This window comes from Streptomyces rimosus subsp. rimosus (genome assembly GCF_000720725.1).
Lineage (GTDB): Bacteria > Actinomycetota > Actinomycetes > Streptomycetales > Streptomycetaceae > Streptomyces > Streptomyces rimosus_A.
Genome location: NZ_JOCQ01000009.1, coordinates 1 through 18426, shown reverse-complemented (window position 1 = coordinate 18426; position 18426 = coordinate 1). Strand labels below are relative to the sequence as shown.

At 73.7% G+C, this 18426-nt stretch carries 20 protein-coding genes; 5 read left to right on the top strand and 15 right to left on the bottom strand.

The window, feature by feature from the left end; genetic code table 11:
* Nucleotides 1-17: 17 nt before the first annotated feature.
* The 6 genes from IH45_RS0106805 to IH45_RS0106780 all read right to left on the bottom strand — a co-directional run bounded on the left by IH45_RS0106805 (nucleotide 18) and on the right by IH45_RS0106780 (nucleotide 3840).
* Nucleotides 18-281, bottom strand: a complete 264-nt coding sequence (locus tag IH45_RS0106805; protein WP_030662931.1) for a VOC family protein — start codon at nucleotides 279-281, stop codon at nucleotides 18-20.
* Between the two features lie 18 nt (nucleotides 282-299).
* Nucleotides 300-1031 carry an aspartate/glutamate racemase family protein gene (locus IH45_RS0106800; protein ID WP_030662927.1) on the bottom strand — a complete coding sequence of 244 codons (732 nt, stop codon included), beginning with the start codon at nucleotides 1029-1031 and terminating at the stop codon, nucleotides 300-302.
* Between the two features lie 148 nt (nucleotides 1032-1179).
* A complete protein-coding gene (locus tag IH45_RS0106795) occupies nucleotides 1180-2211 on the bottom strand; it encodes a phosphotriesterase family protein (protein WP_030662925.1) in 1032 nt (343 codons plus the stop codon).
* Nucleotides 2211-2792, bottom strand: a complete 582-nt coding sequence (locus IH45_RS0106790; protein ID WP_030662922.1) for a DUF4865 family protein — start codon at nucleotides 2790-2792, stop codon at nucleotides 2211-2213. The genes IH45_RS0106795 and IH45_RS0106790 overlap by 1 nt, the downstream gene beginning before the upstream one ends.
* Before the next feature lie 35 nt (nucleotides 2793-2827).
* A complete protein-coding gene (locus IH45_RS0106785; RefSeq protein ID WP_030662919.1) occupies nucleotides 2828-3220 on the bottom strand; it encodes a (R)-mandelonitrile lyase in 393 nt (130 codons plus the stop codon).
* Nucleotides 3221-3258: 38 nt separating this feature from the next.
* Complete coding sequence (locus IH45_RS0106780; RefSeq protein ID WP_107058585.1) at nucleotides 3259-3840, bottom strand: TetR/AcrR family transcriptional regulator; 582 nt, start codon at nucleotides 3838-3840, stop codon at nucleotides 3259-3261.
* Nucleotides 3841-4093: 253 nt separating this feature from the next.
* Here IH45_RS0106780 and IH45_RS0106775 point away from each other — a divergent pair, with 253 nt between their 5' ends.
* Nucleotides 4094-4408, top strand: a complete 315-nt coding sequence (locus IH45_RS0106775) for an SHOCT domain-containing protein (RefSeq protein WP_030662912.1) — start codon at nucleotides 4094-4096, stop codon at nucleotides 4406-4408.
* Between the two features lie 70 nt (nucleotides 4409-4478).
* Here the strand turns inward: IH45_RS0106775 and IH45_RS1000000145075 are convergent, their stop codons facing one another.
* Nucleotides 4479-5027, bottom strand: a complete 549-nt coding sequence (locus tag IH45_RS1000000145075) for an ATP-binding protein (protein ID WP_234440443.1) — start codon at nucleotides 5025-5027, stop codon at nucleotides 4479-4481.
* Between the two features lie 171 nt (nucleotides 5028-5198).
* A complete protein-coding gene (locus IH45_RS0106765) occupies nucleotides 5199-5489 on the bottom strand; it encodes a hypothetical protein (protein WP_030371383.1) in 291 nt (96 codons plus the stop codon).
* Nucleotides 5490-5733: 244 nt separating this feature from the next.
* Between IH45_RS0106765 and IH45_RS0106760 the strand changes: the two genes are divergently transcribed.
* Nucleotides 5734-6891 carry a PLP-dependent cysteine synthase family protein gene (locus tag IH45_RS0106760; RefSeq protein WP_030662906.1) on the top strand — a complete coding sequence of 386 codons (1158 nt, stop codon included), beginning with the start codon at nucleotides 5734-5736 and terminating at the stop codon, nucleotides 6889-6891.
* Between the two features lie 46 nt (nucleotides 6892-6937).
* Here IH45_RS0106760 and IH45_RS0106755 read toward each other — a convergent pair whose 3' ends face one another.
* Nucleotides 6938-7780, bottom strand: a complete 843-nt coding sequence (locus IH45_RS0106755) for a DeoR/GlpR family DNA-binding transcription regulator (RefSeq protein ID WP_030662903.1) — start codon at nucleotides 7778-7780, stop codon at nucleotides 6938-6940.
* Nucleotides 7781-8018: 238 nt separating this feature from the next.
* Here IH45_RS0106755 and IH45_RS01000000143205 point away from each other — a divergent pair, with 238 nt between their 5' ends.
* Nucleotides 8019-10400, top strand: coding sequence for a membrane protein (locus IH45_RS01000000143205; RefSeq protein ID WP_032916925.1), 2382 nt, complete (start codon nucleotides 8019-8021; stop codon nucleotides 10398-10400).
* A 7-nt stretch (nucleotides 10401-10407) separates the two neighbouring features.
* Here IH45_RS01000000143205 and IH45_RS0106745 read toward each other — a convergent pair whose 3' ends face one another.
* Nucleotides 10408-12864, bottom strand: coding sequence for a right-handed parallel beta-helix repeat-containing protein (locus IH45_RS0106745; protein ID WP_030662900.1), 2457 nt, complete (start codon nucleotides 12862-12864; stop codon nucleotides 10408-10410).
* A 224-nt stretch (nucleotides 12865-13088) separates the two neighbouring features.
* Complete coding sequence (locus tag IH45_RS0106740; protein WP_234440442.1) at nucleotides 13089-13697, bottom strand: Rv1733c family protein; 609 nt, start codon at nucleotides 13695-13697, stop codon at nucleotides 13089-13091.
* 252 nt (nucleotides 13698-13949) lie between these two features.
* On the opposite strand from IH45_RS0106740, the gene IH45_RS0106735 reads away from it, so the two are divergent.
* Entirely contained in the window at nucleotides 13950-14675 is a 726-nt protein-coding gene (locus IH45_RS0106735) for a CBS domain-containing protein (protein ID WP_030662894.1), read from the top strand.
* 51 nt (nucleotides 14676-14726) lie between these two features.
* Here IH45_RS0106735 and IH45_RS0106730 read toward each other — a convergent pair whose 3' ends face one another.
* The 4 genes from IH45_RS0106730 to IH45_RS0106715 form a co-directional block, all read right to left on the bottom strand.
* Nucleotides 14727-15164, bottom strand: coding sequence for an ATP-binding protein (locus tag IH45_RS0106730; protein ID WP_050514608.1), 438 nt, complete (start codon nucleotides 15162-15164; stop codon nucleotides 14727-14729).
* A gap of 14 nt (nucleotides 15165-15178) precedes the next feature.
* Entirely contained in the window at nucleotides 15179-16021 is an 843-nt protein-coding gene (locus tag IH45_RS0106725) for an MEDS domain-containing protein (RefSeq protein WP_234440441.1), read from the bottom strand.
* 205 nt (nucleotides 16022-16226) lie between these two features.
* Entirely contained in the window at nucleotides 16227-17066 is an 840-nt protein-coding gene (locus IH45_RS0106720; RefSeq protein ID WP_030662885.1) for an MOSC domain-containing protein, read from the bottom strand.
* Between the two features lie 93 nt (nucleotides 17067-17159).
* Nucleotides 17160-17612 carry a DUF6643 family protein gene (locus IH45_RS0106715; RefSeq protein ID WP_030662884.1) on the bottom strand — a complete coding sequence of 151 codons (453 nt, stop codon included), beginning with the start codon at nucleotides 17610-17612 and terminating at the stop codon, nucleotides 17160-17162.
* A 259-nt stretch (nucleotides 17613-17871) separates the two neighbouring features.
* Between IH45_RS0106715 and IH45_RS0106710 the strand changes: the two genes are divergently transcribed.
* The coding region (locus IH45_RS0106710) for a TerD family protein (protein ID WP_032916923.1) at nucleotides 17872-18426 on the top strand (555 nt) is incomplete at its 3' end.

Sequence of the window (18426 nt, the reverse complement as noted above, 5' to 3'; positions counted from 1 at the left end):
CCGCCGCCCCGGGGTGGTCAGCGGCTTTGGGCGGCCCGCTCGATCAGCTCGATGACCGGCCCGTGCGCCAGGCCGTCCAGGTACACGAGGCGGGCCCGGTCCGCGATGGCCCCGTCGAAGACGACATCCGGGCCCTCGCCCGCCTCGCGCAGAGTGGCGAGATGCCGGGCGATGCTCTCGACGGCGTACGCGAGATGGTGGACGCGAGATGGTGGACGCCCTCGCCGTTGGCCTCCGGGAACGGGGAGGAAGGGCGGGGGCATGGTGTTCGTGTTCTGCATGGTGCGTTCCGGGAGCCCTCAGAAGGGACCTGGCGGCCCCCCGCGCCACACTGGTGCGGGCCGCCGGCCGACGGCGGTCTCGAAGGCGGCGCGCGCCAGCAGCCGTGTCGAGTCCAGCGTCGGCAGCGGCGCCGCCTCCGGGGGCACCAGCAGCGGAATCTCCGTACAGACGAGGGCGGCCGCGTCGCAGCCGCGTGCCGCCAGCCGCTCGATGACGCGGACGTACTCCTGGCGCGCGGGCCCGGAGAACACGCCGTTCACCAGCTCGGCGAAGATGATCTCGTGGACGGTGCGGCGGTCCCGCTCGTCCGGTACGTCGGCCGTGATACCCCGGGCGCCCAGCGCGTCCCGGTAGAGCGGGCCGTCCATCGTGTACGCGGTCCCCAGCACGCCGACGCGCCGGTGCCCCTCACGGGCGGCGCGTTCGGCGACCACCTCGGCGATGTGCAGCCCGGGCAGCGGCAGTTCCGCGCCGGGCAGTCCGAGGGCCAGGTGGGCGGTGTTGTCGGGGCAGACGAAGAAGTCCGCGCCCGCGCGGGCGAGCCGCGCCGCGCTCTCCAGCAGGACGCCCCGGATCGCATGGTGATCACCGGCCTCCCAGGCGGGCATGGAGCGGGCCATGCTGATGCAGTCCAGCGTCACGTCCGGATGGTCGTACGGGCCCAGTTCGGCGAAGCCCTCCTGGCAGAACGCCCGGAAGCACAGGGCCGCGCCTTCGGTGCTGTGCGCGAGGATGCCGAGGTGCCGCACGGTGCCTCCCGGGGCCGGTGGATGTGCCCGTCGGCCCGAAGCCGGTGGGTGTGCCCGCCGCCATTGTCACCCGGGCCCCGGCGCCGGGACACTCCCCGCCCGACCGCTCACTCCCTGCCAGCCCGCTCGCTCACTTCCCGCCGTCCGCTCATTTCCACGCCACCGCGAACGCCCGCGCCGGATTCGTCGTGAAGACGCGCCGTACCAGCGCCTCGTCCAGCGCGAGTTCGAGCCGCGGGCGCAGCCGTCGCAGCAGATGGGGCATGCCGGGACCGCCGTTCACCGAGCGGGCCGCCGCGGTCGTCGTGTCGCCGCCGATCAGCAGCCGGTCCCCGTACCCGGCGTCCGCGAGCGCGGCCAGCGCGTCCGGGAGCCGCCAGTCCGTGGCGTGGTTGGCACGCGAGGGCCCGTCGAAGGCCAGGTAGGCACCGGCCGCGGCGGCCTGCCGGTGGACGACGAGGTCGGGCGAGCGGTTGAGGTGGCCCAGGATCACCCGCTCCGGCGGCACCGCCAACCGCCCGCACAGCAGGTCGAGCACGTCCGCCGCGCCGGTGCCCAGCTCCAGGTGGACGCCGATGGGTGCGCCGGTGGCGTGGTGGGCCTCGGCCGCGGCGGCCATGGTGTGCCGGGCGTGCGCGTCCAGGCCGTGGAAGCCGCCGGCGACCTTGATCATGCCGGCCCGCACGGTGGCGCCGGCATCCCCGTGATCACGCCCGGGTCGGCCCCCGGAAGTGCCCGAGTTCCCGCCCCGTCCGCCGATCCCGTCCGTCAGCTCCGCCACGAACAGCCCGGCAAGGCCCCCGGGGACAGCCGCGCCGGCGGCCTTCCCCATCACCCGCTCCAGCACCTCGGGCGCGTAATGCACCGCCTGGTGCAGTCCGGTCGCGGCGACGATCCGTACGTCCGACTCCGCGGCCAGCCGCGGCAGTTCCGCCGCGCGCCGCCCCATCCCGTACGGCGTCCACTGGATCACCGTGCCGCCGCCCGCCTCACGGAACGCCCGCAGTTCGGCAGCCGCCGCGCCGGTGTCGGCCAGTTCCTGGCCGGGGAGCTGCGGGCTGCGCAGGAAGAGGTGGTCGTGGGCGTCGCAGACGCCGAGGCCGGTGGGGGAGACGTCGCCGGAGACGGTGCGGACGGTGGGTTCCGGGCGGGCGCCGGCGTCCTTCGGGGGCTCGGTCATCACTGTGCGCCCTCCGGCAGCCGGTCGGCGCCGGGCGCGGACAGGTGCAGCACCTGGAAGCGCTCTCCGTCCGCCTCGGGGGCGGTGTCCTCCCAGAGGGTGAAGTGCACCAGTTCCCAGTGCCGGGGGTCGATCCCCAGCGCGGTGGTGTGCACCCCGTCCGTACCGGCCAGCCGCCGCTGCTCGGTCACCGCTTCCTCGACGGCGGTGGCCGGATCCGTACCCTCGGCCAGCGTCTGCGTGCGGCGTACGAAGCAGCGGGGGGCCGCTCCGGCCGCCGGGCCGCGTGCGTGGTGGACGCCCATCCAGTGCCGTACGGCCGGGCGGCCGAAGTCGCGGATCACGCCACGGAACCCGTCACCGAGGAGGAAACGGTGCATCGCCGGGGCATCGGCCCAGAGGTAGAACGGCGCATATTGATTGACGGGCGAACCGTCGATCCCGCGTTCGCGGACGCCGTACGCCTTCATCCCGAGCCCGTCGTAGGTGTCGAGGAGATGGCCCCGGGCCCGTACCCGGTCGCGGATGATGCCCATGTCGTAGTCGGCGGGCAGGGTGACGGCATACTGCAAGGCGTGCACGTGAGCTCCTGAAGAGGGGTGGGGGAGAGGGGCGTTCACTCGGGGCGGGCCTCGTCGACCAGACAGCCCCATTCGGTGGTCGTGCCGTCGGCCGCCGCCTCGACCACGGCGAGGTGGGTCATGAAGGTGCCGGGCGCGGCACCGTGCCAGTGCCATTCGCCCGCGGGGGTCCACACCGTGTCGCCGGCCCTGATCTCCTCGACCGGGCCGCCCCGGCGCTGCACCAGGCCGACGCCCTCAGTGACGTACAGGACCTGACCGTGCGGGTGGCGGTGCCAGGCGGTACGGGCGCCGGGCGCGAAGTGGACGCTGAACATGCGCAGCCGGGACGGCGCGGGCGGCGCCGCCAGTTCGTCGAGCCACACGGTGCCGGTGAACTGCTCGGCGGGTCCGCTCCGGCTGTCCGGGCGGCTGCGGGTGATCTCCATGGGTGACGCCTTTCCGGTTTCGGCTAGCTGGTGGGCCGTCAGGCGCCGGCAGCGGTACGAGTGGTACGGGCCGCGAGGAGGGTGAGTACGCCGTGTACGGCGGTGTCGAAGGGGGCGGGCGACTCCGCGGCGCGGGCCAGTACGTAACCGCCCTGCACGGTGGCGACCACGGCCGCGGCCGTGCCTTCCGGGTCCAGCTCCGCGTCGAACTCGCCCTGCTCCAGGCCGTCCCGGAGGATTCCGGCGATCCGGCCGCGCAGCCAGTCCAGCGTCTCGAACACCGGCTGACGCAGCGCCGGATCGGCGATGACGTCGGGGTCCATGGTCAGCCGGCCCACCGGGCAGCCGCGCAGCACGTCCCGCTCGCGGAGCAGGTAGGCGCGCACCCGGTCGTACGCGCCGCCCTCGCCGGACAGGGCCGTCTCGGCAGTGGCCCGCATGCTCTCCGCGGTCCGGCGGATGGCGGCGAGCGCGAGGTCGGACTTGCCCGCGAAGTGGTGGTACATGCTGCCCTGGCCGACGCCCGCGCGCTGCAGGATCGCCTTCGGGCTGGTGCCGGTGAAACCGCGCTCCCACAGGAGCTCCCGGGTGCTCTCGATGAGCCGTTCGGAGGTGGTCATGACCTCACTGTACATACCAGTAGTTACAGAGATCAACAGTGGTGGCCGGCGGATGCCGGGCGGAGGTCGGAGCCGTGCGTGTACTTCCCCGGTGGTACGTGCGGTGCCGCCGGCCGTACGACGCCCCGCGGCCCCCGGCGGAGCAGGCTCGACAGGGAGAACACCGGCTTCCCGGAAATTGCCGAGAGGCGAAAACCGAGAAGCCAGAAAACCGAGAAGCCGAGAAATCGGGAAACTCAGAAGGAGTTGACCCATGTTCGACCTGGCGCACCCATGGACCGGCGGCCCCGGCCCCTGGTTCCTGCTCTTCCCGCTGTTCTGGGCGGCCGTCGTATTCGGCGTGATCACGCTGCTGCGGCGCACCGTGTGGCGCGGGCGCGGGCCCTGGCAGCGGTTCGGCGGCTCCCGCGGTGCGGCGCCGGGACCGGCGGGCGGCGCGGACCCGTCACCGATCGACCTGCTCGCCCGGCGCTTCGCCACGGGGGAGATCGACGAGGACGAGTACTGGCGCCGGCTCTCCGTCCTGGACGAGCGGTTCGGTGCCGGGCAGAAGGGCGGCGCGGTGTGAGCGCGGTGCCCCGGACGTCAGCCGCGCACCGCACCGGTGCGCGGCGGACCGGGCCGGTGACCGGCCCCCTTCAAACGACCCCGGCGCCCCGTACCCGCGGACGGGTGTCCAGCGGTGCGCGCAGGGGCGGTTCGACGGGAGGGTGCGCCGGTTCGCGCGGCAGCGCGCCGCGGGCGCATGACGAGCGCCCCGCCGACGTGCGGCGCACGGACTCCTCGGGCGCGAGCGTGAGCGTGGGGAGCGTGAACCACACGACCTTGCCGCCGCCGTCGGGGCGTACCCCCCAGCTCTCGCTGAGGGCCGCGATCAGGGACAGTCCGCGGCCCTCGGTATCGAGGGCTCCGGCCGCCCGTACCCGGGGCAGCCGCGGGTCCAGGTCGCGTACCGAGACCGTCAACTGGTCCAGGAGGACGAGCAGTTCGACGGTGCACTGCTTGCTGGGCACGGCGTGCTGGTGCACATTGGCCAGTAGCTCGGTCACCCCGAGCGCGGCCGGGTCTATCAAGGCGTCTAGACGCCAGTAGCGGAGCTGCGCCGATACGATGCGGCGCACCTGGCCGATCCGTGCCGGAAGGGCCTGTAGCTCCACCGTGCAGTGTCTGCTGGGCTGCCTGATCACGACCGCGACTCCCTGATGAGGTCGGGCGCCCTCGTACGACGGGGGCGAAGATCGGATCCAGCGATGCCGCCTTCCACCACAGTGTCACCGCTGGTGAACCCTCAGTGATACGAGTCCAGGGTCGTCCCACCAGTGCGCTCCCGCAACCGCACCGTCCCCCGAAAGACCCTGTCAGGCGCGCGCGGAGCGCGCCGCGCGTACGGCATCCAGGAAGCGGTCCGGAGTGCCCAGCGTCAGCGAGTAACGGTGCCCGTTCATCGTGGCGAGTGCCCGGTCGCGGGCCGCGAACAGCGGTTTGTGCGCCTGTACGGCCTGGACCGGCGCGCTGTCTATCTCGGTGCCGTAACTCGTGAGCAGGGCCAGCCTGCCATCCTTGATCACTACCTGGCCCGCCCGGGTGAGCGACCGGAGCAGCCCTCTCTCTATGCGCACCCCGGTGGCGTTGAATTCGGGCTCCGCCATGGCGATCTCCTCCTTGGCACGACGGCGTGCGGTCCGCACCCGCACCCTCGGTGCGCAGTCTGCCTCCGTCGTGCCCTGCGCACCAGTACCCCTTGGCCAAAGCTCGCCGCCAGCTTTTCCCCAGGCGCTGCTTGGGGCTGCCCAAAGGGTTGTTTATGCAGGTGAGAAGCGTGTTGCGGGTGGTTATAGTCGGGGCAGGCCCGGCGGTCCGCGCGGGCTGACGTACGACGTCGGGAGCACGGCGATGAGCACCGCACAGTCACCAGCCGACCGCCCGGAGCGGGTGCCGGGAAGCGGCTGCCCGATGCCGACCGTGGACATCGACCGCAGTGATCCGGACTACCGGTCCTGGCTCAAAGAAGCCGTCCGCAAGGTCCAGGCGGACGCCAACCGGACGGCGGACACCCATGTGCTGCGCTTCCCGCTGCCGGAGGAGTGGGGCATCGACCTGTACCTGAAGGACGAGTCGACGCATCCGACCGGCAGCCTCAAGCACCGGCTGGCCCGCTCGCTTTTCCTCTACGGCCTGTGCAACGGCTGGATCCGGCCCGGCAAGCCCGTCATCGAGGCCTCCAGCGGCTCCACCGCGGTCTCCGAGGCGTACTTCGCGAGCCTGATCGGCGTGCCCTTCATCGCGGTGATGCCCGCCACGACCAGCCGCGAGAAGACCCGGCTGATCGAGTTCCACGGCGGCACCTGCCATCTCGTGGACGATCCGCGGACGGTGTACGCGGTCTCCGCGCGGCTCGCCGCCGAGTCGGGCGGGCACTACATGGATCAGTTCACCTACGCCGAACGGGCGACGGACTGGCGCGGCAACAACAACATCGCCGAGTCGATCTACCAGCAGCTGCGGCTGGAGCGCTACCCGGAGCCCGCCTGGATCGTCGCCACGGCCGGCACCGGCGGCACCTCCGCGACCATCGCCCGCTATGTGCACTACATGCAGTACGACACCCGCATCTGCGTGCCCGACCCGGAGAACTCCTGCTTCTTCGACGGCTGGCGCACCGGCGACGCGAAGACGGACTGCGCCACCGCCTCGCGCATCGAGGGCATCGGCCGCCCGCGCATGGAGCCCAGTTTCGTGCCCGGCGCCGTCGACCGGATGATGAAGGTCCCGGACGCGGCGAGCGTGGCGGCCGTACGCGCCCTGGAGCGGGCCATCGGGCGCAAGGCGGGCGGCTCGACGGGCACCGGTCTGTGGAGCGCGCTGAAGATCGTCGCGGAGATGGTCGCCGAAGGGCGCACCGGCTCGGTCGTCACACTGCTCTGCGACCCCGGCGACCGCTACCTGGACAAGTACTACTCGGACAGCTGGCTGGAGGAACAGGGCCTGGACATCGCGCCGTACGCGGCGACGATCGACCACTTCCTGGAGACGGGCGTCTGGTCCGGCTGAAGGCGGCCGGCCCCGGGGCGGCGGCTCCTTCGTACGCGGCGGCCCCTCAGAGGTCCGTACCGTCGCCCGGCTCGCCCGCGACCACCAGCTCCGGCGGCAGCTCCGCGATCTCCTCACGGGCCTGCGCCGGCAGCCCGCGGTCGGTCACCAGCACATCCACGTCCTCCAGCGAAGCGAAGGAACTGAGGCCGACCGTGCCCCACTTCGTGTGGTCGGCCACCACCACGACGCGGCGCGCGGAGCGGACGAAGTGGCGGTTGGTCTCCGCCTCGGCGAGGTTGGGCGTGGACAGCCCGGCCTCGACGGATATGCCGTGCACGCCCAGGAACAGCACGTCGAAGTGGAGCGAGCGGATCGCGGCGTCCGCGACCGGCCCCACCAGGGTGTCCGAGGGGGTGCGCACGCCGCCGGTCAGCACCACCGTCGCCGCGCCCGCCCGGGGCGCGGCGCCGCCGGCCGCCGCCCGCTGCGCGTTGTAGAACACGTCGGCCACCCGTACCGAGTTGGTGACCACCGTCAGGTCCGGCACCTCCAGCAGCTGCTGGGCCAGCGCGAACGCGGTGGTGCCGCCCGCCAGGGCGATCGCGCCGCCCGGCGCGGCCATCCGGGCCGCCGCCTTGGCGATGTCCTCCTTGGCGCTCAGCTCCAGCCCCGACTTGGCCTCGAAGCCCGGCTCGTGGCTGCTCGGCTCGCTGACCGGCACCGCCCCGCCGTGCACCTTCTCGATCATGCCCTGCCGGGCGAGCGCGTCCAGGTCGCGCCGGACCGTCATGTCCGAGACGTTGAGCCTGCGGGTCAGCTCGTTCACGCGGACCCCGCCGCGCCGTCTGACCTCGTCGAGGATCAGAGCGCGACGCTGCTCCGCGAGGAGGTTCTGGTTGTCGCTCACCCCGGCCTGTCCCTTCCGCCCGGCTGCCGTTTCGCCCACATCCTCGCACGCGCTCGCGGGGCATCCGCCCCGATGGGGTGGGGTGCGCCTGTGCGGAAGCGGGAAAGAGGCAGGCGCGAGGGGCACCGGGGCCGCGGCGCGGGCCCGGGAATGCCCTTGAGCATGACATGACAGTCGCTCCGCCGCCGGGTACCGTGCAGGCGCCGGACGGCACGTACGGCATCGGGGGAAGGACCACGTGAACAGCGCAAGCGAGACGGCCGCGGCCACTTCGGACAGAGCGGACGGGGCGCCGCCACGGCGGCAACCGGCCCTGGAACTCCTCGTGCACGGCGTGGGCGGCACCACGCCCGAGAGGATGCTGGGCGATCCGCGCACCGTTCTGGTCACCGGCGACGACACCGCCGCCGTGTACCGCCGGGCCGTCGACGCCGACGCCGAACAGCGGCCCGACGACTACCGTGCCGAACCGGTGCGCGAGGCGTACTGCTGGTGCAACCTCACTTCCGGCAACGGAGCCCGCGCCCTGTGGCTCATCCTGCTGCCCTTCATGGTCGCCAACCTCGCCCACTGGATGCGCCCCGCCGCACCCTCCCGGCACAAGGGCCACCGCGTGTACGACATCCTCGTCCGCCTCCTCGCCCTGAGCCTGACCGTCCTGCTCGTCGCCGCTGCCTGCGAAGTGGCGCTGGACCTGACGGCCTGGCAGTGCGCGGGCAGCGCCGCCTGTGCGGCGGGCAAGTCCTGGATGGGCTTCCTCAGCCCCGCGCAGGGCGGCGCCTGGAGCGGACCGGGCCGCCGCATCGTGGTCGCCGCCGCCTTTCCGCTGCTGCTCGTCGGCTTCCTGTGGTGGCTCTGCCGCCGTACGTGGAGCGCGTACGAATCCGCCTCCCCGCCACCGCGCCGCCCCGGCACCTCCCGCGACGTACCGCCCGCCCAGCGCCCCGTGCTGACCCGCCCCGGATTCTGGTACGGCCGCCGGGTAGTGGCCCGGCTGCGCGCCGCGCACACCGCCGCCGGACTGCTCACCATCGCCGCCGCCCTGCTCACGGCGGCCGTGGACCACGACCGGCGGACGGGCGCCGACGGCTTCCTGCCCGCCGCCGGGTGGGCCCTGCTCACGCTGGTCCTGCTGCTGGCCGCGGTGACCGTCTGCATCGTGTGCCGCACCGCCCGCTCCGAGGCCGAACCGGACGAACACCGCGACCGCTTCCTCGTCAGGGCACTGCCGTTCGCCGCGCTCGGCGCGCTCTTCCTGTCCGCCGTCCACACGGCCTGGGCGCGGCCCGGCTGGACCAGCGGCGACCGGCTGCCGGGCACCGGAGCCTTCGGCGGCATCGCCGTCCTCCAAGGACTGCTGGTCCTCGGGCTCCTGTGCACCGCGGCCTTCCTCCAGGCCGCCGCCCGCCGCCACGGTCACGGCGACGGCCGCGCGGCGCTGAAGGGACTGCACGGCGCAGCCGTCGCGCTGCTGGGGTGCGGACTGGGCGGCGTGCTGACCGGGGGAGCGGCGCAGCGGCTGGCGGACTGGCTGGACGGCGGCTCGACCCCCGGCCGCCCGGGCGACCCGATCGCGGGCCCGCCCGTCCTGCTGTCCTGGCAGGCGTCGGTGCTGCCGGTGCTGCTGGTGGTCGTCGCGGCCTTCGCGCTGCTGGCCGGGGTGCAGATCCTGCTCGTACGCCGCAAGGTCGAGCCGGACATCCCCGGGCTGTACGACAAGCAGGAGCGGCCCGACGAGGAGCGGGTGCGCCGTATCGCGGGCACCATCGCGCGGGCCGGGCTCACGGACTCCGCGCCCGTCCTGATCGGCGCCGTCTGTGTGGTGACCCTGGTGCTGGGCGCCGGTGCGGTGGCCGGCGCCTGGCTCACCGACCGGGCGCCCGGCCGGGCCACCGAAGGCGCGCCGGTGCTCGTCCACACGGCCGCCGCGACGGCCGAATCGCTCGGCTCCTGGCTGATGGGCGCCGGAGTGCTGCTGCTCGCCGTCATGGGCTGGCGCGCCTACCGCGACCGCTCCACCCGCCGCACCATCGGCATCCTGTGGGACGTCGGCACGTTCTGGCCGCGCGCCGCGCACCCCTTCGCCCCGCCCTGCTACGCCGAGCGCGCCGTCCCCGACCTGACGTGGCGGATGGCCACCTGGACCGAGAACCACGACGGCCGCCTGGTCATCTCCGGCCACTCCCAGGGCAGCGTGCTGGCCGCGGCCGCCGTCTGGCAACTGGACCTGGTCACCCGCAGCCGGGTCGCGCTGCTCACCTACGGATCGCCGCTGGAGCGCCTGTACGGACGGTGGTTCCCGGCCTGCTTCGGCCCCGAGGCGCTCACCGGGCTGCACCGGGAGATGGACGACTGGCGCAACCTGTGGCGGCTGACCGACCCCATCGGCGGCCCCGTACGGCTCACCTGCGACGGCGGCCCCGACATCGACCTCGGCCCGCTGCGCGACCCGCTCGCCTTCGGCCGGACCCTGCAACATCCGCTGCCCGCCCAGGTCCTGGGCCACGGCGACTACCAGGCCGACCCGGTCTTCGAGCAGACCCGCGCCGAACTGATCGCCCGGCTCGGGTCCGGGATGCCGCGCCAGCGCGGCGAAACGGGGACCGTCCCGCTCTGCTGACGTGCCGTCACGGCAGGTCGGGCAGGTCCTCCGCGTACAGCAGTGTGAGATCGTCGGTGTCCGGGTCGGCCAGCAGGGCGACCCGGCCCGCGTGCCGCTCGACCATCGCCTCGAAGGTCTGCCGCGCGGTCCGGCCGTTGCCGAACGACGGCCCCTTCGGCAGCGCGGTGAAGTACTTCAGCAGGGCCTCGCCCGCACCCTGGGCCAGCCGGTACTCATGCTCCTCGCCCTGCTGCTCGACGATGCGCAGCAGGTCCTCCGGCGCGTAGTCGGCGAAGGTGATGGTGCGGGAGAAACGCGAGGCCACGCCCGGATTGACGGCGAGGAAGCGCTCCATCTCGGCGGTGTACCCGGCCACGATCACCACCACCGCCTCCCGGTGGTCCTCCATCAGCTTCACCAGCGTGTCGATCGCCTCGCGCCCGAAGTCCCGCCCGGAGTCCTCCGGCGAGAGCGCGTACGCCTCGTCGATGAACAGCACCCCGCCGCGCGCCCGGTCGAACGCCTCCTGCGTACGGATCGCCGTGGAGCCGATGTGCTCGCCGACCAGGTCCACCCGGGACACCTCGACCAGGTGCCCGCGCTCCAGCACGTCCAGCGAGGCCAGGATCTCGCCGTAGAGCCGGGCGACGGTGGTCTTGCCGGTGCCGGGGGAGCCGGTGAAGACCAGGTGGCGGCGGACCGAGGCGGCCTTGAGGCCGGCCTCCTGGCGCCGCCGCCCCACCTCGATCATGTTGATCAGGCTGCGCACCTCGCGCTTGACGCTCTCCAGGCCGACCAGCCGGTCCAGTTCGCCGAGCACTTCGTCGGAGGGCCGGTGTTCGGCGGCGGGCGCCGCGGCCTCCGGAGCGGGCGGCGCGGTCGGCGCGGGCTGCGCGCTCTGCACCGGTACGTTCCCCAGCAGCCCCGCCGTCCGTGTCTCCGGTGCCGCCGCCGGCGCCCGCACCGGGACCAGCGGCTCGCCCACCGCGCGGCTCTCGTCGCTGGTGCAGTCCCGCACGGCCGGCCCGCCCGCGTGCCCCGCGCCCTGCGCGCCGCCGTCCGCGAACTCGTACCCGCCGCGCGCGCACCGCTCCGTACGGCAGCGCGTCAGCGTCGCCCGGCACCCGTCGATGATGTGGAACCCGTACCCGGAACTGCCCGTCACCCGGCAGGCGTCGAACGTGCCGCGGCCTTCGGCGGAGACGTAGAAACCCGCCTCGACCGGGGAGTCGACCGTGCACCGCTCGACGGTGGGATCGGCGCCCTTGGTCACGATCACGCCGGTCTGCGCCGCGTCGATGGTGCAGTTGGCGAGCGTGCCGCCGCTGCCGTGGTCGCGGAACCAGGCGCCGGTCGCCGCCTCCCGGATGCGGCAGTCGTCGAGCTGCACGGTCGCCCCGTCGCTCACCGACACCGCCGTGTTGCGCACCTGCGACAGGTCGGAGTCCACCACGTCCGCGCGCGAGCCCCGGTCCAGCACGAACAGCGCGTCCGGTACGTCGTGCACCCGCGTCGAGTCCAGTACGGCGGTGGCGCCGTCGCTGATCCACACCGCCGGGTAGTCGCCCGTACTGTCATGGATCTCGCACTGGTTGGCATCCACCCGGGTGCCCGGGTCCCACACGGACAGCCCGTTGCGGCCGAAGCGGCGCACCGTGCTGCGGGTCAGCGTGAGCACCGACCGGGACCGCAGGTCCACGGCGTTCTCCGGGATGTCGTGGATGTCGCAGTCGGCGAGCGTGAGCACCGCGTCGGTGTCCAGGGTGATGCCGTCCGCCGAGGTGCGGTGCACCGTGCAGTCGGTCAGCTGGCCGCTCGCCCGGTCGGCCACCTGCACGCCCGCACCCTTGATCTCGTACAGCTCGCAGCCGACCGCCTCCACGCCGCTGCCCTCGCCGTTGACCGACAGGCCCGCGCCCGAGGCGTGCCGCACCCGGCAGTTCTCCAGCCGCGGATGCGCGCCGCCGCGTACCGCGACCCCGGACTGCCCGGCGGCCACCACCTCGCACTCCTCGAAGATGCCCCCCGCGCCGTCCAGCACGCTGATGCCCACGCCGCCCGGGTTGTCCACCGAACAGCGGCGCACGGTCGGGCGCGCGCCCCCGCGCACCTCGATGCCGGACGCCGAGCGCGTCACCACCCGCAGCCCGTCCAGCTCCGGCGCCCCGTCCTCCACCAGCACCGCGGGCACGGTGGAGTCCTGCCCCTCCACCTGGATGTCCTGGACCGTCGCGGAGGCCCGTACGGTCAGCGCGACGCCGTCGGCGGGCGCGATCCGCACCGACCCGCGGGCTCCGTCCGGCCCCCGCAGCGTCACCGCGCGCACCAGCACCAGGTTCTCGCGGTACGTGCCGGCGCCCACGGTCAGCACGTCACCGTCCCCGGCGGCGTCCAGGGCCGCGGCCAGCGAGCTGTACTCGCCCGTGCGGCGCCGCCACCGCGATGTGCCCGTGTGCGTCACCTGGACCGAGCCCTGTGCCATGGCGCTGTCGTGCCCCCACCTCGTGCGGCTGTTACCGGCCCGGCAGTTGTACGTCCGCGTATGTCCGCGTTCGTATGCCCGGGACCCCAGCCGGGAGGCTGGACGCTCCACCGTAGCGCGCTCGAAGGGCGCCGGATGACATGGTCAGCCTGTATGTCCGGGTGCTCCCGGAGGGGATGTTCCGGTGCCGTCCGGCGGCCCGTTCCGGTGCCCGCCGCGGTCGTTCAGCTGCCCGCTCCGGCCCGTCCCCAATCCTGGCCGGCGCGCTCCCACTCCCGCTCCCAGCGCCGGTACCGGCAGGTCAGCAGCCGCCGTACGACCAGCCGCCGGCCGCCCTCGACCGCGCCCGCGGCGACGCCCGCCGCGGCGAATCCGGCGAGCACCGCGTGCGCCCCGGCCGTTCCGGCGTCCATCGGCCGCGGCACGGCCCGGCCCTGGGCGTCCGTCCAGATACGGAACCGCTCGCCGACCCGCACGGCGTGCGGCGCGGCGAGCTGGCCGCGGTGCCCGCTGCCGTCCCGGCCGGTCCAGTGGGCGTCCACCCGGCGGTGCACGTTCCGGCCGGAGGAGGAGGTGTCGGAGTCCGGGTCGAGGGAGGCGCGGGGGAGGGCCCGGTCCGCCGTCGCCCAGACCTGGTGCCGCTCCCGCGCCTGCGTCCGTACGGACCTGAGCAGCGCGTCCTTCGCGACACCGCCCACGGCCAGCCCGGCCAGGACGCCGCCCAGCGCCATCAGCGCGACGGCGGCCAGCGCCACCCACGCCTCCAGCAGATCCGTCGTCCGGCGCAGCGGATTGCGCCGCCAGCGCCACACCCCGGCGATGACACGTACCACTTCGTACCCCCTCTCCCTGTCCGCAGGTACCTCGTCAGGCCCACGTCATGCACGGAACGGACGGCGGATCCCGGGCGCGACGGACAGCGGCACACATCGGGCCGCCGTGGAAGAGGGGGAGGGCCGCATACGGTCACGGGCCCGTACGGCACTCCGTCACCTGCCGGGCGCGGGTCGTATCGCCGTGTGCGCGACCTTCAGGGTCCCGGGGCGGCGGCCGACACTGTATCCCTGCTCGAGGGAGGCCCCGCGATGGATCACCGACAGGTCGGCCGGCTCATGAACACCGAGGTCGTCAAGGCCCGGTCCGGCACCTCGTTCCGGGAAGTCGTCAATCTGCTGAGCCGGCACCGCAAGACGGGGCTGCCGGTCGTCGACGCGGACGGCAAGGTGCTGGGCGTCATCTCCGAGACGGACCTGATGTTCCGCCAGGCCGCGCAGGACATGCTGCAGAACCGCTGGTACAACCGCCGTCGGCTGACCGGCAGCGCCCGCGCCGCTCGCGCCCAGAAGCGCAGCCTGCGCGCGGGCCAGCTGATGACCTCGCCGCCGGTGACCATCGGCCCCCACCAGAGCGTCACCGAGGCCGCCCGGCTGATGGTGACCGGAAAGCTGGACCGGCTGCCGGTCGTCGACGCGGAGGGCCGGCTGTGCGGGCTGGTGACCCGCACCGACCTGCTGAAGGTCTTCCTGCGCCCGGACGAGGAGATCCGCGAGGAACTGGTCACCGAGGTCCTCGTGCGCACCCTCGCCCTCAAGCCCGGCGCGATCGGCGTGTCCGTGCGGGCGGGGGTGGTCACGCTGTCCGGGCGGCTGACGCGCAGCAGCGAGGTGCCCCTGGCGCTGCGGCTGGCGGGCCGGATCGACGGGGTGGTGGCGGTGATCGACCAGCTGGAGTACGCGCACGACGACGCGGCCGAGCAGCAGGGCGAACAGACCGTACGGGACCGGGCGCAGGAGTGGCTGCGGCGGATGTGACCGGGCCCGCACGCGCTGACCGGCACCCGGCCGGGGCCCGGACGCGCGGTCCTACCGCACCCGTACCGCCAGGGTGACCTCCGCGCCCCGGGCGCCGGACGCGCCGTCGGCGCCCGCCCGGACCGCGAACCGGTCCGCCACCAGGCGCGCGAGCCACAGCCCGCGCCCGTTGTGCGCTCCGTCGAGCCCCGGCAGCAGTTCGGGGATCACCGTCTCGCTGAAGCCGGGGCCGGAATCGCTGATACGGCACTCCAGTTCGTCGCCGACGCGCCGCAGCACCAGCCGCCCCGAGCCGCCCGCGTGCTCCACCGCGTTGCCCGCGATCTCGTCCACGGCCAGCACGAACTCGCCGCGCCGGGGCTCCGCGAGGCCCTCCCGGACCGCGCACTCCTCCACCAGCAGCCGCAGCTGCGGCAGCAGCCGCGCGGTGAAGCGCCGCTGCAGCAGACAGATGGCGGTCCGCGTATCCACGGGCCCCTCCTCGGACATGGCCGGTTCCGGTGTCAGCACGGCCGTACCACCTCCGTCACGAACAGCCGTGACACCGAGTCCGCGCCGAGCCGCTGGAGCGTGCGCGCCTGCGGGTGATGACAGCGGACCTCGACCGCGTCGTGCCCGGCGGCCCGTTCGGCGAGCGCGAGCAGCGTGGCGGCGCAGCCCACCGACAGGAAGTGCAGCCGGGTCAGGTCGACGGTGAGCCGGCGGGCGCCGGCGCTGCCGGACAGGGCCAGCTCCAGCGCGACGGTGAAGTCGGCCCGGGCGCCGGCGTCCGCCTCGCCGACGAAGCACAGGCTGCCGTCGGCGCCGCGCACCGTCCGCAGGGTGCCGAGCCGTTCCACGAGGCTGCGCGGATGCGCCCGGTCCATGGCGTACAGCACCTCGCGGTCGAACCAGCGGCGGTCGTAGGCGCAGATCTCGCTGTACGGACGGCCCTCGAACAGCGCGTCCGCGTGCGTCTCACGGTGCATCATCACCCGTACGTCGGCGTGCAGGTCGGGCACCCACCGCATGTCGATGAAGGACCGCAGTCCGGTGAAGCCCTCGTCGGCGGCGCGCGCGGTCTCCGCGGACAGCCGCCCCAGCTGCCGCTCGGGCGTGAACCGGACGTCCGGGCGGATCAGCCCCCGCATGCTGCTCAGCACCAGCTGTCCCCGCTCACGGGCGGTGACCGTGCTGCGTCCGGTGAAGTCGAGCCGGGCCAGCACCTCGGACTCCGGGAGCCACGGATCGGGGAAGAGGATGACCTTCTCGCCCTGGGCGAGACCGAGCCGCACGAAGGCGGTCACGACCTCCCAGCGCACCTCGTCATCGTCGTAGCTCACGAAGGCGTGGTCCCCGGGACGCATGTGCTGCACCGGAATGAGATGGTCCCCGGGCACTTCCCAGGACGGCATCGTCACCTGGACACTCCCGCTGTCGGCATGGCCGTGCGCTCACTGTAGGCAGCCGGACACGCGCCCGCAATGCGGCCCGCCCGCCACCGGTGGCGGGCGGGTGCAGAAGGCGGACGGGGAGTCAGCGGACCGGCGCGCGGGGGCGGGCGACGGGTCCTCAGGCGCGCGGGCGGCGGGCGAGCACCTCGAAGGGGTCGCCGACCCGGAGGGTGCCGGTGTTCTCCGGGATCAGGTTCTGGCCGAAGACGAGCTGGTCACCGACGCGGCGGTGGCGGGCCAGGGTGCGCAGCGGTTCCTTGCCGCGCTGCCCGGTGAGCTGGTCGGTGGTGGTGATGACGCACCGGCCGCACGGCTTCACCACGCGGAAGGCGACCTCCCCGATCCGTATCCGCTGCCAATCGTCCTCGTCCCAGGGCGCGGTGCCCTCCACCACGACGTTCGGCCGGAAGCGGTTCATCGGCAGGGGGCCCTCGTCCGGGTGTCTGCCCTGGGCGACGAGGGAGTTCAGGGCGTCGAGCGAGGAGGTGGTGGTGAGCAGCAGGGGGAAGCCGTCGGCGAAGCCGACGGTCTCGCCCGGGCGCGCGTAGTCGGGGTCGACCGGCCGTCTCGTGGCCGGGTCGTCCAGGTGGACCAGCCGCACGGGCACGTCCAGATACGTGCTGAACCACTCGGCGGCGGCACCGGACGCGGGCACCGCCTCGACCTTGTCCCGCCAGACCTCGACCGTGACCGTGGCACCGGGCTCCGGCACCGGGACGGTCAGCGGTGGCATGTCCGGCGCGGTCAGCCGGAGCGTGCCGTCCGCGCGTTCCGCGGCGGCGACGGCCGCCAGGCGCGGCCGGGCGCGCTGGGTGACGAACCGGTACTCGGCGTCGACCAGCATCCAGCGGCGGTCCCCGGCGATCCCCCACGGCTGTACGACCGCTTCGCCGAGGCCGGACCCCGCCACGGATTTGACCGGATAGCGGTGGATGGAGTGGAGGAAAGGTTTCAGCACGCCCCCATCCTGCCAGCCGCCCCCCATGTCCCGGTGGCCGGTCCCGCACCGGAGTGCGGGACCGGAACTCCGCCCGCGTACGGTTCGCCCGGGTCAGTACCCGCGCGGGTACTGGCGGCCGTACGGATCGTCGTACGGGGACGGCGCGGGCCGGGGCGCGACCGGGCCCGCCGGGCGCATGGCGTCGTAGCCGACGTTGTTCCCGGCGGGGCGCGGGGGCTGTTGCTGCTGGGGCTGGTAGCCGCGCGAGCCCGCCTGCTGCGGGATGTACGGCGCCGGGGTGCTCTGCAGCGGCGCCACCGGCTGGGCCGCGGCGCCCGGATACCCGGGGCCGGGCTGCGGCTGGGACGGCGCGGCGGGCAGCGCGGGCAGGGCCGACGGGAGGGCCGGCATGTACGAGGAGCCGGTGTCGTAGGGCAACTCGACGCGGATCGGGGCAATCTGCGGCGTGCCGCGCTCGGCGACGAGGGAGTCGTAGATCGGGGTGTCCGGGAAGGACGGCGAAGCGTAGTAGCCGCCGCCGTAGGTAGAGCGGGGGGAGGTCATACCTCATAAGTTAAGCCCACGATGTGCCGGTTGGGGAGCCTGAAAAGAGGGTTGTTTCACGTGTCGTGTGAAGCCCGCGATCCGTAATGTGAGCGAACTTGGCAAAATCGGTCGCGAACGCCCGTAGGAATCGTGTAAAGGCCGTGTCCACATCAGATGAACGGCGGACATTTTTCGGCAAGTAGGTTGGAACCTGCCACCGTGCAGTAGGGGGCGCCGCACAGCGGCCCGGCGAGCGAAGGAGAGGAAGGGCGCCACGATGTCGATGCCCAAGGGGAGCAACGTCGCGGTACCGGCCACGTCGGTACGGCTGGAACTGGGCTGGCGCACCGGCCCCGGCACCCCGGACGTGGACGCGTCCGCGCTGCTGCTGACCTCGGCCGGGAGGGTCCGCGACGACGCGGACTTCGTCTTCTACAACCAGCCCGCGCACGCCTCGGGAGCCGTCCGCCACGAGGGCAAGCGCCCCGCCGGGGACACGGTGACCGACAGTCTGGCGGTCGACCTGGCCCGGCTGGAGCCCGCCGTGGACAAGGTGGTGCTCGCCGCCTCGGCCGACGGCGGCGCCTTCGGCCGGGTCGCCGGGCTGCACATCCGGGTGCTCGACACGGGCAGCGGCGCCGAACTCGCCCGCTTCGACAGCCAGGACGCCACCGCCGAGACGGCCTTCGTGCTCGGGGAGCTGTACCGGCGGCAGGGCGCCTGGAAGTTCCGGGCGGTCGGGCAGGGGTACGACACCGGGCTGGCCGGGCTGGCCACGGACTTCGGCATCAGCGTGGAGGAGGAGCCCCCGGCCGCCGCCCCGGCCCCACCG

What these genes read in the sequence shown, in the direction of transcription:
- IH45_RS0106780 (WP_107058585.1), bottom strand. Translation starts at nt 3,840, where the DNA reads ATGACCACCTCCGAACGGCTCATCGAGAGCACCCGGGAGCTCCTGTGG.
- IH45_RS0106735 (WP_030662894.1), top strand. Translation starts at nt 13,950, where the DNA reads ATGGATCACCGACAGGTCGGCCGGCTCATGAACACCGAGGTCGTCAAG.
- IH45_RS0106765 (WP_030371383.1), bottom strand. Translation starts at nt 5,489, where the DNA reads ATGGCGGAGCCCGAATTCAACGCCACCGGGGTGCGCATAGAGAGAGGG.
- IH45_RS0106745 (WP_030662900.1), bottom strand. Translation starts at nt 12,864, where the DNA reads ATGGCACAGGGCTCGGTCCAGGTGACGCACACGGGCACATCGCGGTGG.
- IH45_RS0106805 (WP_030662931.1), bottom strand. Translation starts at nt 281, where the DNA reads ATGCAGAACACGAACACCATGCCCCCGCCCTTCCTCCCCGTTCCCGGA.
- IH45_RS0106730 (WP_050514608.1), bottom strand. Translation starts at nt 15,164, where the DNA reads ATGTCCGAGGAGGGGCCCGTGGATACGCGGACCGCCATCTGTCTGCTG.
- IH45_RS0106715 (WP_030662884.1), bottom strand. Translation starts at nt 17,612, where the DNA reads ATGACCTCCCCCCGCTCTACCTACGGCGGCGGCTACTACGCTTCGCCG.
- IH45_RS0106785 (WP_030662919.1), bottom strand. Translation starts at nt 3,220, where the DNA reads ATGGAGATCACCCGCAGCCGCCCGGACAGCCGGAGCGGACCCGCCGAG.
- IH45_RS0106795 (WP_030662925.1), bottom strand. Translation starts at nt 2,211, where the DNA reads ATGACCGAGCCCCCGAAGGACGCCGGCGCCCGCCCGGAACCCACCGTC.
- IH45_RS0106760 (WP_030662906.1), top strand. Translation starts at nt 5,734, where the DNA reads ATGAGCACCGCACAGTCACCAGCCGACCGCCCGGAGCGGGTGCCGGGA.
- IH45_RS0106775 (WP_030662912.1), top strand. Translation starts at nt 4,094, where the DNA reads ATGTTCGACCTGGCGCACCCATGGACCGGCGGCCCCGGCCCCTGGTTC.
- IH45_RS0106725 (WP_234440441.1), bottom strand. Translation starts at nt 16,021, where the DNA reads ATGCGTCCCGGGGACCACGCCTTCGTGAGCTACGACGATGACGAGGTG.